Genomic DNA, 13,019 nt, shown 5'->3' with positions numbered 1-13,019 from the left:
GGGTTGAATTCCGGCTCGTGTCCTACTTTGTTGTACGAAGTGTATGACAGATTTTAGGCGTCTGAATCCTGTCGAAAAACGTGTGGGACGGCGCCGACATTTCCCTTCAACAGGAAGGCAAGGGTAGACCATGGGGCTGGAGCCGAGGGCTGATGAACGGGTGCGCTACGAGTTCGGCTTTCCGGATGGCCGCCTCTGGGTTCACGAGGTGGACCTGGCAGGCAAGGGCGGCCGCGTGGAGACTGGACCGGAATGGGCACTGCTGGGCTTCCAGCAGTGCAGCCATTGCCCGCTGAACGCTGCAGAGGTGCGCGACTGCCCCTTTGCATTGGCGCTGGCGCGGCCGGTGGCGGTGCTGGCGCGCTCACCCTCCTATGAGGAAGTGCAGATGGCGGTGTTCTGGCGGGGGCGGGAGATTCGCCAGCAGACCACGTTGCAGAGGGCCCTGGGGTCTCTGCTGGGGCTGCTCGGGGCGACCAGCGGTTGCCCCCATACCCGGATGCTGCGGGCGATGGCGTGGTTCCACTGGCCGTTCAGCACCTCGGCGGAAACCCTGTATCGCTCGCTGGGCACTTACCTGCTGGGCCAGCATCTGCGCCGCCAGCGTGGGCTGGAGCCCGACTGGGACATGGACGGGCTGCGCGAGCTGTACCGCAACCTGCGCCTGGTCAACCTGGGAATGGCCGGCCGCCTGCGGGCCGCCGCTGAGGAGGATTCCAGCCTCAACGGGCTGATCCTGCTGGATCTGCTTGCAGCCGACACCCTGTACTCGCTGGATAGCTACGAGGGCGAGCTGGACGGGTTCTTCGCGGAGTATTTCGAGGGGGGGTGAAGGGCTCGCCGGATAGGGTTGGCCGGATCTTTGTGGGGGCGAATTCATTCGCTGACCGGACCGCAGGTTCGGCCTGGGAGCGCCATGGGACCGCTGCGCGCTCCTTCGCGAATGAATTCGCCCCCACAGAAGGCGATGACGGATTCGTCAGCCGTTGAAGCCCAGGCGTTCCTTCCAGCGTTTCTCCAGCGCCTTGGTTTCGTGGTCGAAGGGGTGGAACCCGGGGCGGTAGTAGTCCAGGTACGGCTTGATCATCTTCGGGAAGTAGCCATTGCGTGGGCCGAGCAGGGTCTTGAGGCCGCGGGCCCAGCTGCGCCAATTGAAGAGCTGGCCGTCCTTGCGCATCAGATGGACCTGGAAGGTCATGATCACGCCGAAGAACAGGAAGGTGGTCAGTGCCATGGTGATGGTACGGATCAGGTAGCCGCCGCCGATGGCGTTGTAGGCGTCGTAGCAGACCGCCTTGTGCTCGTTTTCCTCGATGGCGTGCCACATCCACAGCTTGTACATCTTCGGGTCGTCCATTTGGGTGTTGATGTCTTCCCGGCGCAGCAGCTGCTCGGCCATGGTAGCGGTGAAGTGTTCCAGGGCGCAGGTGGCCGCCAGGCGCTGCTTCCGGGTGGTGAAGCGGGTGACCCATTCCAGCAGCACCTTGATGCGCAGTTCCAGGCGCTCCAGGTCGATGCCGTGTTCGGCGGCGTAGTCGTTGTAGGTCGCGTGTTCCTTGGAGTGCATGGCTTCCTGGCCGATGAAGGCACTGATGTCCTTCTGCAGCTGCGGATCGCTGACCTGGTCGCGAACGGCGCGCACGCTGTCGACGAAGAACTTCTCGCCGTAGGGGAAGAGCGAGGAGAGGTTATTCATGAAGTGGGTCATGAAAGGGTCGCCGCTCCACCAGTACTTCTGGGTCGACGCGAAGCTGAAGTCCATGCGGCGAACGGGGAAGTTGGCCTTGGGCAGGGGAGCGCTGGCGCTGGCTGTCATGCGGGGATCCTCTCGGGCTCTGCGAGCCGTCCATTTGTTGTTATCGGTGGGCACGACGACCGTGCCATCAGTCGATGTAACTATTGAGGATCACAGGAGCAGGCGCGAGGGCCTGGGCGCCAACTTTCGGCGGGTGATTGCGGCGGTGGTTGGGGCGAGGAGTAACGCCGGGTGGCAGGGATGTAACCCGGGCAGGGCGGCCGTGCTTCAGTTGGGGCGGGTCCGCCGGTGCGGACCCGCGCGCCGATCAACGCTCGTCGAGGGCGAAGGCGGTGAGGGCGAAGGTGGGGATGCCGGCGTCGGCCAGGCGCTCGGAACCGCCCAGTTCGGGCAGGTCGATGATGGCGGCGGCTTCGTACACGCTGGCGCCCATGCGGCGAACCAGGCGGGCGGCGGCCAGCAGGGTGCCGCCGGTGGCGATCAGGTCATCGAAGATCAGCACTTTGTCGCCGTCGCACAGGCTGTCGCTGTGCACTTCGAGGAAAGCTTCGCCGTACTCGGTCTGATAGGGCTCGGAAAGCACGTCGGCCGGCAGCTTGCCCTGTTTGCGGAACAGCACCAGGGGCTTGTTGAGTTCGTAGGCGATGATCGAGCCGATCAGGAATCCACGGGCGTCCATGGCGCCGATGTGGCTGAAATCGGCCTCGACGTAACGCTGGATGAAACTGTCGGCCACCAGACGCAGGGCTCGGGGCGACTGGAACAGCGGAGTGATGTCGCGGAAGACCACGCCGGGCTTGGGAAAGTCCAGGACAGGGCGGATCAGTGTCTTGATGGAGAAGTCGTCGAAGATCATCAATGATGCCTGCGAAAAAGGGCGGGATGGAACGGGCGAGCCCACCAGGACGGTGGGCTCGCGAGGGTCAGCTTTCGATGCTCCCGCCAGCCATGGCACAGAGTTCGATGGGGTCGAGGATGTGCACTTCCTTGCCTTCGGCGGCGATCAGGTTGGCCTGCTGGAAGCGGGTGAACACACGGGAAACGGTTTCCACCGCCAGACCCAGGTAGTTGCCGATTTCGTTGCGCGACATGGCCAGGCGGAACTGGTTGGCGGAGAAGCCACGGGCGCGGAAGCGCGCAGAGAGGTTGACCAGGAAGGTGGCGATACGCTCGTCGGCGGTCTTCTTGGACAAGAGCAGCATCATCTGCTGGTCGTCGCGGATCTCGCGGCTCATCACGCGCATCAGCTGGCGGCGCAGCTGCGGCAGCTGGACCGAAAGCTCATCGAGGCGCTCGAAGGGGATTTCGCACACCGACGTGGTTTCCAGGGCCTGGGCGGAGACCGGGTAGAGCTCGGTATCCATGCCGGAAAGGCCCACCAGTTCGCTGGGCAGGTGGAAGCCGGTGATCTGTTCTTCGCCGGTTTCGGTGACGGTGAAGGTCTTGAGGGCGCCAGAGCGCACAGCGAAGACGGAGCCGAAGGCATCACCCTGGCGGAACAGGAGTTCGCCCTTCTTCAGCGGGCGGCCGCGTTTGACGATATCGTCCAGCGCGTCCATGTCCTCCATGTTCAGGGACAGGGGGAGGCAAAGGGCGGCCAGGCTGCAGTCCTTGCAGTGGGCCTGGGGTACGTTGCGCACCTTGATGATTTCGGACATGGGCAATTCCTTGCAAGACATACACACAATGCTCGTAAGGGTAACGCAGGGTGTATGCAACGGCCAGAAAAAGCCTACCTGACTTGTTGCTCAAGTTTCGCCGGCACGGGCCGATATCGGGGGCGAAATTCAGGCAAGGAGCAGCCTATGTTGCGCTTGGACACCAACAGCATGATTTCCAACGTGGCCGAGGCGGTGCGGCGACAGGTCGCACGCCGGGAAGGCGAGCCGGTGGACGCCGATGCCGTGCGTCAGGGCATACGCGTCAGCCTGTCGGATCTGGGCAAACCCAGCAAATCTCAGAAGAATGACGACATCGAGAAAAGCAGCCTGCCGGACGGTATCAAGGAGCTGCTGAAGATGATCCGCGAGCTCAAGGCACAGATCGCGGAGCGTCGGGCGGAGCTGGAGGCTATCGCAAGCGACCAGAACCTCGATGACGAAACCCGCACCCAGCGCATGGAGGCCCTGCGTAGTCAGCTCACGTCGCTGCAGAGCGCCCTGAGCAGCGCCAACCTCAACCTGGCGAAGCTGGTCCGTGAATCCGACCTCAGCGACGAGCAGGCGGTAGAACTCGGCCAGTTGCTCGCCGCCTGAGGCGGATCAGATGACGCGGGAGAACCGCTGCTGGTTCTGCCCCGCGAGGTGGACGTCGAACAGCATGCACAGTGAGCGAACCAGCAGGCGGCCGGCAGGCTGTACGTCTATCCGGCCGTCACTGAGGTCGATCAGTCGATCCTGGTGCATTTGCTGGAGTTGCGGCCAGATTTCGTCGAAATAGCCTCTGAATTCGATATTGAAGCGGGATTCGATGCTGCTGAAATCCAGTTCGAACTCGCAGATCAACTGCTGGATTACCGCACGCCGGATGCGGTCATCCTCGTCGCAGATCAGCCCCCGGTTGGTGGCTAGCAGGTTCTGCTCCAGGGCGTTCTGGTAGTCGTTTAGCTGCACGGTGTTCTGGCAGTAGAGGTCGCCGATCTGGCTGATGGCGGATACCCCTAGACCGATCAGGTCGCAATGGCCGTGGGTGGTGTAGCCCTGGAAGTTGCGTTGCAGGCGGCCGTCTTCCTGGGCGATGGCCAGTTCATCGTCCGGCAGGGCGAAGTGGTCCATGCCGATGTAGCGATAACCGGCGGCGCTCAACTGCTCGATGCTGCGCTGGAGCATTTCCAGCTTCTGTCCGGGGTTGGGCAGGTCCTCGCTGCGAATCCTCCGTTGCGGCAGGAAGCGCTCGGGCAGGTGCGCATAGTTGAACACCGAGAGTCGGTCCGGCTGCAGGGCGATCACCTCGTCAACGGTGCGGGCGAAGCTGTCCGGGGTCTGCTTGGGCAGTCCGTAGATCAGGTCCAGGTTCAATGAACGGTATTGCAGGGTGCGCGCGGCTTCGACGATGGCGCGGGTCTCTTCGAGGCTCTGCATGCGGTTGACGGCGCGCTGCACGGCCGGGTCGAGGTCCTGCACGCCGAGGCTGACGCGGTTGAAACCCAGATCACGGAGCAGGCCCATGGTGGACCAGTCGGCTTCGCGCGGGTCGATCTCGATACCGTAGTCGCCGGAGTCGTCGTCCAGCAGATTGAAGTGTTTGCGCAGATGGCCCATGAGCCGGCGCAGCTCATCGTGGCTCAGGAAGGTGGGGGTGCCGCCGCCGAAATGGAGTTGCTCGACTCTTTGTTGCGGATCGAGGTGGCACGCGATGAGCTCGATCTCCCGCTCCAGGCGCTCAAGGTAGGGCAGGGCGCGGCCGCGGTCCTTGGTGATGACCTTGTTGCAGGCGCAGTAGTAGCAGATGTTCGCGCAGAACGGCACGTGAACATACAGCGACAGTGCCCGGCGGGCCTTGCGGCTATCGCGCAGGGCATGGAGCAGGTCGAAGGAGCCCACCTTGTGGTTGAACTGCACGGCGGTGGGGTAGGAGGTATAGCGGGGGCCTGGGGTGTCGTAGCGGCGGATCAGGCCGGCGTCCCAGCGAATGTTGTCGAGCATGCGGGGGTCCCCGGTTTGGCTGTCAGTGCCAGGGAGTCTAGGGGGCCCCCGTCAGGGCGATCTTGATTTGTATCAAGACCATTCAATGGCTGTGCTGGTGCCCGCTGCTGGCGGAGCTGCCGTGGCTGCCGTGTCCCATCAACCAGGTCTGGTGCGGGCCGGGCAGGGTCCAGAGGCCGAAGAGGATAACCAGAAGGCCGCCGGCGATTCGCACGCCGCGTTTGCGCAGCAGGGCGGTCAGGCGTTCGGCGGCCAGGCCGGTGGCGATCAGAACTGGCAGCGTGCCAATGCCGAAGGCGAGCATCAGCAGTGCGCTGTCGGTCGCCGACCCTTGGCTGGCGGACCAGAGCAGGGTGCTGTAGACCAGGCCACAGGGCAGCCAGCCCCAGAGTCCACCCAGTAGCAGTGCGCGGGGCAGGGTGGACACCGGCAGCAGCTTGCGCGCCGCAGGCTGGATGTGGCGCCAGAGGCCACGGCCAAGGGCTTCGATGCGGGTCAGGCCGCTCCACCAGCCGGCCAGGTAGAGGCCCATGCAGATCAGCAGCAAGGCAGCCACTACTCGCAGTGCCATGGCGGCCGGGCTGCTGGCGATGGCCCATCCGGCGAGCCCAATGAGCAGGCCGGCGATGGTATAGCTGAGGATGCGGCCGAGGTTGTAGGCCAGCAGCAGGCGCAAACGGTGGCCGCGCTGTTCCGGGGGGATGGCCAGGGTGAGGGCGCCCATCAGGCCGCCGCACATGCCCAGGCAGTGGCCGCCGCCAAGCAGGCCGAGGATGAGCGCGGAGAGCAGCAGGGGAGCAAGTTCAGCCACGGGGCTTGTCCTGCTCGTCCGTCTTGTCCTTATTGCTGCCCTCGGCTTCGGCGATACCAGCCTGGTGCTTGGGGTCTTCGTCATCGAAGAGGATGCTGTGGGCCGGGCCGTCCAGGTCGTCGTACTGGCCGCTGTCCACGGCCCAGAAGAACAGCCAGATGGCGAAACCGACCAGGCCGATGGCGACCGGGATCAGTATGTATAGCGCTGGCATCAGGGACTCCGATTGAATAGTCGTGGTTCAGGTGCGGGCCAGGCGCAGGGCGTTGACCACCACCAGCAGCGAGCTGACCGACATGCCGAAGGCCGCCCAGAGGGGAGTGACCCAGCCAAGGGCGGCGAAGGGCAGCACCAGGCCATTGTACAAGGTCGCCCAGGCGAGGTTCTCGACGATGATGCGGCGCGTCCGACGAGCCAGGGCGAATGCCTGCACCAGGCTATCGAGCCGGTTGGAAAGCAGCACGGCGTCCGCGCTGGTCTTGGCCAGGTCGGTGGCGCTGCCCATAGCGACGCTGATGTCGGCTCCAGCCAGGACCGGCACGTCGTTGACCCCGTCACCCAGCATCAGCACCTTGTGGCCTTGTTGATGGAGTTGATGCAGGACTTCCAGCTTGGCATCTGGCGTCAGGCCGCCTCGCGCATCGTCGATGCCCAACTGCTGGGCGATACCGCTCACCATGGGCGAACTGTCGCCGGACAGCAGCAGGATCTTCCAGCCGCATGCGCGGCAGGCATCCAGCAGGGCGGGGGCATCGTCACGCAGACGGTCGTCGAGGACGAACCAGGCCAGGAACCCCTGTTCATCTCCCAGCAGTAACCACTGACCCTGGTCGCCGGGGATGTCGGGTGCCGTCATGCCGCAGAGCTCGGCGACGAAGCCGGGTTGGCCAATACGCAGGCGTCGTTCGCCAACACGACCCTCCAACCCACGACCGGGCACGCTTTCCACCAGATCGGCTGCTTGCGGTGCTCGGCCGAAAGCACGGGCGATGGGGTGTTCCGAACGGTTCTCGAGGGCCGCGGCCAGCCCCAGGCAGGTATCGCGATCCAGCGCACCCAGCGGCTGGATGGCGCTCAGGGTCAAGCGGCCTTCGGTCAGCGTGCCGGTTTTGTCGAAGATCACCGTGTCGATCTGCTTCAGACCCTCCAGCACGTGGCCACGGGTCAGTAGCAGGCCGAGTTTGTGCAAGCTCCCCGTGGCGGTTGTGAGTGCGGTCGGGGTGGCCAGTGCGAGGGCGCAGGGACAGGTGGCCACCAGCAGGGAAAGCACGACCCAGAAGGCGCGATCCGGATCGATCTCCCACCAGGCGATGCCGACGATGGCGGCTGCCGCAAGGATGAAGATCAGGAACCACTGGGCGACTTTGTCGGCTACTTCGGCCAGCCGAGGCTTGTCCGCCTGGGCGCGTTCCAGCAGGCGGACGATGGCGGAAAGGCGGGTATCGTCGCCCAGGGCCTGAACGTCGATGGTCAGCGGCCCTTCGACGTTGAGTGTGCCGGCGGTGACGGTATCGCCTTCACCGCGAGCATGGGGCAGGTATTCACCGGTGAGCAGCGATTCGTCGACGCTGGACTGGCCGGAAAGGATCGTTCCGTCTGCCGGGAGCAACGAGCCCGGCGGTACCAGGACGCGGTCGCCGACTTTCAGCTCGCTGAGCAGGATGCGTTCGCTATGTCCTTTGGCGTCCAGGCGCAGGCAGGACGCTGGCAGCAGGTTGACCAGTTGCGCAGTGGCAGCGGCGGTGCGCTCGCGAGCGCGACGTTCCAGGTAGCGGCCCGCCAGCAGGAACAGGGCGAACATGCCGACGGCGTCGAAGTACAGCTCGCCGACGCCGGTCACCGTGGACCAGATACCGGCGACGTAGGCGCCGCCGATGGCCAGGGAGACGGAGACATCCATGGTCAGGTGGCGGGTGCGCAGGTCGCGCAGGGCACCCCGGAAGAACTGCCCGCAGCAGTAGAAGACGATGGGGGTGGTGAGGAACAGGCTGACCCAGCGCAGGATGGTATCCAGCTCGGGGGACAGGTCGATGTTGAACTCCGGCCAGGTGGCCATGGCTGCCATCATCACCTGCATCCAGAGCAGGCCGGCGACGCCAAGCTGGCGCATGGCGCGGCGATTTTCGTTGGCCAGGCGTTCGGCGGCTTCATCCGCCTTGTAGGGATGGCCGGCGTAACCGATCTTGCGCAGCTCCTTGAGCAACTGGCTCAACGGAATCTGGCTGTCGGACCAGCGCACTTGCAGGCGATGGTTGGACAGGTTGAGGCTGGCTTCGGCAATACCCGGCAGGGTCTTCAGGTGTTTCTCGATCAGCCAGCCGCAGGCGGCGCAGTTGATGCCTTCGATCAGCAGGCAGGTTTCGCTCAGCTCGCCCTGATGCTGGACAAAGGGCTGCTGGACTTCGGCGCGGTCGTAAAGCGCCAGCTCGTCAGGCAGTTCGCGGGGCAGGGCGTCGGGGTTGGGGGCGGTGTCGCTGCGGTGGCGGTAGTAGTTCTCCAGGCCGCCGTCGACGATGGCCTCGGCTACTGCCTGGCAGCCCGGACAGCACATGGCCCGCGTCTCACCCAGCACGCGGGCCTCGAAACGACTGCCGGCGGGAACCGGCAGGCCACAGTGGTAGCAGGGGAGTGGTGCAGTCATCAGGCGCTTATTCGCCGAGGCGGAGGACACTGCCCTGATTCAGGGTTTCTTCCTCGAACAGGCGCCAGTCCTGCCCCTGTTCCTGGCCGATCAGCTCGACGAAACGACGACCGCTGACGGGGTCCTGCAGGTGACCACGGTAACGACCGTCGGCCTGGGGCTGGAGAACGACGCGACGGTCCTTCTCCGGCTGGGTGGGGGAGAGCAGGCTCAGTACCAGTTGTTGCGGGCGGCTTTCACCCACCAGCTCCAGGTCGACTTCGCCATTCGCTTCATTCACTTGCAGGCTGGCCCGCATGCCGAGCTGTTTGGCGAGGTTCTCGCGTTCCAGCGAGGTGTTGATGCCCTTGCCGACTTCGTAATAGTTGTCGGAGACCAGGCTCGGCGGGTTCTTGGTGGCAATCACCAGCATGGTGGTGCCCAGCACCACGGAGGTGCCGAGGATACCGAGGATGAACCAGGGCCAGGGTTGCTTGTACCAGGGGCTGGGAGTTTCGGACTGCATGGGTCTTCCGTTTGCTAGCGGACGCTGGGGCCGATGAAGCGGCTGTCGGCGTCGGTCTTGATACTCGGGTCATCCGCGCTGTGGACGCGGAAGAGGATCTTGTTGGTGCTGGACGGCAGCTGGTCGGGCTCGATGGACAGCTCCACCGGTACCGAGAGCACTTCGCCAGCGTCGGCGCGCACTTCGCGCTTGCCTTCGTAGACCAGGCCGTCGAGGCCTTCAGCGTCGATGACGAAGGTCTGGTCCGCCTGGGACTTGTTCATAATTTTCAGGGTGTAGACGTTCTCGATCCGGCCCTGTTCGTTTTCACGGAACAGCACGCGGTCCTTGATCACGTCCAGTTCTACCAGGGAACGGATGGCCACGGCATAAGCGAAGAGGCCGATCATGGCGACGAGGGCGATAGCGTAACCGATCAGGCGCGGGCGCATCAGGTGAGTCGTCTGACCGTTGAGGTTGTGCTCGGTGGTGTAGCTGATCAGGCCTTTCGGGTAGTTCATTTTCTCCATGATGCTGTCGCAGGCGTCGATGCAGGCGGCGCAACCGATGCATTCGATCTGCAGGCCGTCACGGATGTCGATGCCGGTGGGGCAGACCTGGACGCACATGGTGCAGTCGATGCAGTCGCCGAGGCCCTGGGCCTTGTAGTCGATGCCTTTCTTGCGCGGACCACGGGACTCGCCGCGGCGCGGGTCGTAGGAGACGATCAGGGTGTCCTTGTCGAACATCACGCTCTGGAAGCGGGCGTAGGGGCACATGTAGATGCACACCTGCTCGCGCAGCCAGCCGGCGTTGCCGTAGGTCGCCAGGGTGAAGAATCCGACCCAGAAGTAGGCCCAGCCACTGGCGTTGCCGGTGAAGAATTCGAAAACCAGTTCGCGGACTGGGGTGAAGTAGCCGACGAAGGTCATGCCGGTAGCGAAGCCGATCAGCAGCCAGAGGCCGTGCTTGGCGGACTTGCGCAGGATTTTCTGGCCGCTCATGGGGGCCTTGTCGAGCTTCATGCGCTGGTTGCGGTCACCCTCGGTGACCTTTTCGCACCACATGAAGATCCAGGTCCAGACGCTCTGCGGGCAGGTGTAGCCGCACCAGACACGTCCAGCGAATACGGTAATGAAGAACAGGCCGAAGGCGCAGATGATCAGCAGCCAGGAGAGGAGTACGAAATCCTGGGGCCAGAAGGTGGCGCCGAAGATGTAGAACTTGCGCTCGGGGAGGTTCCACCAGACAGCCTGGCGATCGTTCCAGTTGAGCCAGACGGTGCCGAAATAGAGCAGGAAGAGGAAGGCGCCGCCGGTCATCCGCAGGTTGCGGAAGATCCCGGTGAAGGCTCGGGTGTAGATCTTTTCGCGGCTGGCGTACAGGTCGGTGGATTCACCGCCCTTGGCAGGGGGAGGGGTGACGTTCTTGACGGGAATCTGTTCGCTCATCGTTCTCATACCACGGCGGTTTCAGGTGCTCTGACCAGTGCATTGCCGGTCCGAGTCTCTCTAGTCCGCTATATATGGTACGCCTGATAGCGGCCTGCCATGTGCGACAGTGCGTCGCGCATGGCAGGCGAGGGTATTACTTGGCTTCAGCTTCTGCAGCAGGTTTCTGCGACAGGCTGTAAACGTAGGCAGCCAGCAGGTGCACCTTGTCGTTGCCGAGGACTTGCTCCTGGGCAGGCATGGTGCCTTGGCGACCGTAGCGGATGGTCTGTTGCAGCTGAGCGTAGCTGCTGCCGTAGATGAAGGCGTTCGGGTGGGTCAGGTTCGGCGCACCCATTGCCGGGGTGCCCTTGGCTTCCGCACCGTGGCAAGCCACGCAGTTGGCAGCGAAGATGGCCTTGCCAGCTTCCGGATCAGCCTTCACGTCCTTCGGCAGCTCGCGACCGTGCAGGGTCACGCGCAGGAAGGCGGCAACGTCGCGTACGCCTTGGTCGCCGATGACTTCGCCCCAAGCCGGCATCACGCCGTGACGGCCACCCAGGATGGTGGTCTTGATGGTGGCGGCTTCGCCACCCCAGCGCCAGTCGTGGTCGGTCAGGTTCGGGAAGCCGTAGGCGCCCTTGGCGTCGGAGCCGTGGCACACGGAGCAGTAGGACGCGAACATGCGGCCGCCCATTTTCAGGGCTTTCGGGTCCTGGGCCACTTCCTTGATCGGCATGGCAGCGTACTTGGCGAAGATCGGACCGTATTCCTTATCGGCCTTGTCCATCTCCTTTTCCCACTGGTGCACGCCGGTCCAGCCGCTTTGGCCGTTAGCGAACGGCTTGCCTTCGGTCACTTCGCCGTAGCCGGGGAAAATGCCCTTCCAGTTGCCCATGCCCGGGTACATGACCAGGTAGCCGACGGCGAAGATCAGGGTGATGACGAACAGCATGAACCACCACTTGGGCAGCGGGTTGTCATATTCCTCGATGCCGTCGAAGGCATGGCCGACAGTTTCTTCGGTGCTTTCCTGACGCTGGCCCTTGCGGGTGGCGAAGATCAGCCAGGTCAGCGCCACCAGCGTAGCGCTGGTGAGCAGGGTTACGTACCAACTCCAGAACGAAGTCATTCTTTGTTACTCCTAGAAGCTTGCTCGTCGCGCTCGGAGGATTTGGGCGGCTCATCCGCGAAGGGCAGGTTGGCCGCTTCATCGAAGCTGCTTTTGCGCTTGCTGCTATAGGCCCAGAGGACGACGCCGATGAAGGCGACGAAAACGATGAAGGTGCCTATGCCGCGGAGAGTCCCGATGTCCATCTTGCGTTACCGTTTGTTCTTGATAGCGGTGCCCAGACCTTGCAGGTATGCCACGACGGCATCCATCTCGGTCTTGCCTTTGACTGCTGCCTTGGCGCCGGCGATGTCTTCGTCGGTGTAGGGCACGCCCAGCTTGCGCAGAGCTTCCATCTTGTCGCCGGTGTGCTTGCCGTCGAGCTTGTTCTCAACCAGCCACGGGTAGGCCGGCATTTTCGACTCGGGCACTACGTTGCGCGGGTTGTACAGGTGCGCACGGTGCCAGTCGTCGGAGTAGCGGCCGCCAACGCGGGCCAGGTCCGGACCGGTACGCTTGGAGCCCCACAGGAAGGGGTGGTCCCAGACGCTTTCGCCGGCGACGGAGTAGTGGCCGTAACGTTCGGTTTCGGCACGGAACGGACGGACCATCTGCGAGTGGCAGCCTACGCAGCCTTCGCGGATGTAGATGTCACGGCCTTCGAGTTCCAGCGCGGTGCGCGGCTTCATGCCTTCGACCGGAGTGTTAGTCACGTCCTGGAAGAACAGCGGCACGATCTGCACCAGGCCACCGATGCTCACGGCGATCACCATGAACAGGGCCAGCAGGCCGATGTTCTTCTCGACTAATTCGTGTTGCTTCATTAGTGAGCTCCTTGCGGGATCTGCGCAGCGGCGTCGTATTCAGCCGGCTTGGCAGCACGTACGGTGCGGTAGGTGTTGTAAGCCATCAGCAGCATGCCGGTCACGAAGAAGGCGCCGCCGATCATGCGCACCAGGTAACCCGGGTGGCTGGCTTCCAGAGCTTCGACGAAGGAGTAGGTGAGGGTGCCGTCTTCGTTGACTGCGCGCCACATCAGGCCCTGGGTGATGCCGTTCACCCACATGGAGGCGATGTACAGCACGGTACCGATGGTGGCCAGCCAGAAGTGGGCGTTGATCAGGCCGACGCTGTGCATCTGC

Annotated in this window: 15 protein-coding genes; 2 read left to right on the top strand and 13 right to left on the bottom strand. The window is 63.8% G+C overall.

Features of this window, described 5'->3' with window-relative positions:
• Positions 1–130 precede the first annotated feature (130 nt).
• Positions 131–832 carry a hypothetical protein gene (locus tag E8F06_RS16400; protein ID WP_280369144.1) on the top strand — a complete coding sequence of 234 codons (702 nt, stop codon included), beginning with the start codon at positions 131–133 and terminating at the stop codon, positions 830–832.
• A 147-nt stretch (positions 833–979) separates the two neighbouring features.
• On the opposite strand, the gene E8F06_RS16395 is transcribed toward E8F06_RS16400, so the two are convergent.
• The 3 genes from E8F06_RS16395 to fnr form a co-directional block, all read right to left on the bottom strand.
• Positions 980–1,816 carry a metal-dependent hydrolase gene (locus E8F06_RS16395; protein WP_280369141.1) on the bottom strand — a complete coding sequence of 279 codons (837 nt, stop codon included), beginning with the start codon at positions 1,814–1,816 and terminating at the stop codon, positions 980–982.
• 247 nt (positions 1,817–2,063) lie between these two features.
• A complete protein-coding gene (locus E8F06_RS16390) occupies positions 2,064–2,612 on the bottom strand; it encodes an adenine phosphoribosyltransferase (RefSeq protein WP_280369139.1) in 549 nt (182 codons plus the stop codon).
• A 67-nt stretch (positions 2,613–2,679) separates the two neighbouring features.
• Entirely contained in the window at positions 2,680–3,414 is a 735-nt protein-coding gene (gene fnr / locus E8F06_RS16385) for a fumarate/nitrate reduction transcriptional regulator Fnr (RefSeq protein WP_280369137.1), read from the bottom strand.
• A gap of 147 nt (positions 3,415–3,561) precedes the next feature.
• Here fnr and E8F06_RS16380 point away from each other — a divergent pair, with 147 nt between their 5' ends.
• Positions 3,562–4,011 carry a hypothetical protein gene (locus E8F06_RS16380; protein ID WP_348532259.1) on the top strand — a complete coding sequence of 150 codons (450 nt, stop codon included), beginning with the start codon at positions 3,562–3,564 and terminating at the stop codon, positions 4,009–4,011.
• A gap of 6 nt (positions 4,012–4,017) precedes the next feature.
• Here E8F06_RS16380 and hemN read toward each other — a convergent pair whose 3' ends face one another.
• The 10 genes from hemN to E8F06_RS16330 all read right to left on the bottom strand — a co-directional run.
• Positions 4,018–5,400: an oxygen-independent coproporphyrinogen III oxidase gene (hemN, locus tag E8F06_RS16375; RefSeq protein ID WP_280369136.1), complete on the bottom strand. Its 1,383-nt coding sequence runs from the start codon at positions 5,398–5,400 to the stop codon at positions 4,018–4,020.
• An 82-nt stretch (positions 5,401–5,482) separates the two neighbouring features.
• A complete protein-coding gene (locus E8F06_RS16370) occupies positions 5,483–6,211 on the bottom strand; it encodes a sulfite exporter TauE/SafE family protein (protein ID WP_280369134.1) in 729 nt (242 codons plus the stop codon).
• Positions 6,204–6,425 carry a cbb3-type cytochrome oxidase assembly protein CcoS gene (ccoS, locus tag E8F06_RS16365; protein ID WP_280369131.1) on the bottom strand — a complete coding sequence of 74 codons (222 nt, stop codon included), beginning with the start codon at positions 6,423–6,425 and terminating at the stop codon, positions 6,204–6,206. Before ccoS ends, E8F06_RS16370 begins: the two co-directional genes overlap by 8 nt.
• A 27-nt stretch (positions 6,426–6,452) precedes the next feature.
• Positions 6,453–8,852: a heavy metal translocating P-type ATPase gene (locus E8F06_RS16360; RefSeq protein WP_280369129.1), complete on the bottom strand. Its 2,400-nt coding sequence runs from the start codon at positions 8,850–8,852 to the stop codon at positions 6,453–6,455.
• 7 nt (positions 8,853–8,859) lie between these two features.
• Complete coding sequence (locus E8F06_RS16355) at positions 8,860–9,357, bottom strand: FixH family protein (protein WP_280369127.1); 498 nt, start codon at positions 9,355–9,357, stop codon at positions 8,860–8,862.
• A 14-nt stretch (positions 9,358–9,371) separates the two neighbouring features.
• Positions 9,372–10,787 (bottom strand): cytochrome c oxidase accessory protein CcoG, encoded by a 1,416-nt coding sequence (gene ccoG / locus E8F06_RS16350; protein ID WP_280369125.1) that lies wholly within the window; start codon positions 10,785–10,787, stop codon positions 9,372–9,374.
• Positions 10,788–10,923: 136 nt separating this feature from the next.
• Positions 10,924–11,898: a cytochrome-c oxidase, cbb3-type subunit III gene (ccoP, locus tag E8F06_RS16345; RefSeq protein ID WP_280369123.1), complete on the bottom strand. Its 975-nt coding sequence runs from the start codon at positions 11,896–11,898 to the stop codon at positions 10,924–10,926.
• The gene (locus tag E8F06_RS16340) at positions 11,895–12,083 is read right to left on the bottom strand and encodes a cbb3-type cytochrome c oxidase subunit 3 (RefSeq protein WP_151135197.1); all 189 of its coding nucleotides are present in this window, start codon (positions 12,081–12,083) and stop codon (positions 11,895–11,897) included. The genes ccoP and E8F06_RS16340 overlap by 4 nt, the downstream gene beginning before the upstream one ends.
• A gap of 6 nt (positions 12,084–12,089) precedes the next feature.
• The gene (gene ccoO / locus E8F06_RS16335) at positions 12,090–12,701 is read right to left on the bottom strand and encodes a cytochrome-c oxidase, cbb3-type subunit II (RefSeq protein WP_151135195.1); all 612 of its coding nucleotides are present in this window, start codon (positions 12,699–12,701) and stop codon (positions 12,090–12,092) included.
• The coding region (locus tag E8F06_RS16330; protein WP_280369121.1) for a cbb3-type cytochrome c oxidase subunit I at positions 12,701–13,019 on the bottom strand (319 nt) is incomplete at its 5' end. The genes E8F06_RS16330 and ccoO, both read right to left, overlap by 1 nt.

Origin of the sequence: Pseudomonas sp. BN411 (assembly GCF_029871235.1) — a bacterium.
Taxonomy (GTDB): Bacteria; Pseudomonadota; Gammaproteobacteria; order Pseudomonadales; family Pseudomonadaceae; genus Metapseudomonas.
Note: the sequence above shows the minus strand (reverse complement) of the source record. Positions and strands in the feature narration are given on the sequence as shown.

Bases quoted from the DNA above. Each gene is read 5' to 3' on its own strand.
- fnr (WP_280369137.1), bottom strand. From the start codon at position 3,414: ATGTCCGAAATCATCAAGGTGCGCAACGTACCCCAGGCCCACTGCAAG.
- E8F06_RS16380 (WP_348532259.1), top strand. From the start codon at position 3,562: ATGTTGCGCTTGGACACCAACAGCATGATTTCCAACGTGGCCGAGGCG.
- hemN (WP_280369136.1), bottom strand. From the start codon at position 5,400: ATGCTCGACAACATTCGCTGGGACGCCGGCCTGATCCGCCGCTACGAC.
- ccoP (WP_280369123.1), bottom strand. From the start codon at position 11,898: ATGACTTCGTTCTGGAGTTGGTACGTAACCCTGCTCACCAGCGCTACG.
- E8F06_RS16340 (WP_151135197.1), bottom strand. From the start codon at position 12,083: ATGGACATCGGGACTCTCCGCGGCATAGGCACCTTCATCGTTTTCGTC.
- ccoS (WP_280369131.1), bottom strand. From the start codon at position 6,425: ATGCCAGCGCTATACATACTGATCCCGGTCGCCATCGGCCTGGTCGGT.
- E8F06_RS16360 (WP_280369129.1), bottom strand. From the start codon at position 8,852: ATGACTGCACCACTCCCCTGCTACCACTGTGGCCTGCCGGTTCCCGCC.
- E8F06_RS16390 (WP_280369139.1), bottom strand. From the start codon at position 2,612: ATGATCTTCGACGACTTCTCCATCAAGACACTGATCCGCCCTGTCCTG.
- ccoG (WP_280369125.1), bottom strand. From the start codon at position 10,787: ATGAGCGAACAGATTCCCGTCAAGAACGTCACCCCTCCCCCTGCCAAG.
- E8F06_RS16355 (WP_280369127.1), bottom strand. From the start codon at position 9,357: ATGCAGTCCGAAACTCCCAGCCCCTGGTACAAGCAACCCTGGCCCTGG.
- E8F06_RS16395 (WP_280369141.1), bottom strand. From the start codon at position 1,816: ATGACAGCCAGCGCCAGCGCTCCCCTGCCCAAGGCCAACTTCCCCGTT.
- E8F06_RS16400 (WP_280369144.1), top strand. From the start codon at position 131: ATGGGGCTGGAGCCGAGGGCTGATGAACGGGTGCGCTACGAGTTCGGC.
- ccoO (WP_151135195.1), bottom strand. From the start codon at position 12,701: ATGAAGCAACACGAATTAGTCGAGAAGAACATCGGCCTGCTGGCCCTG.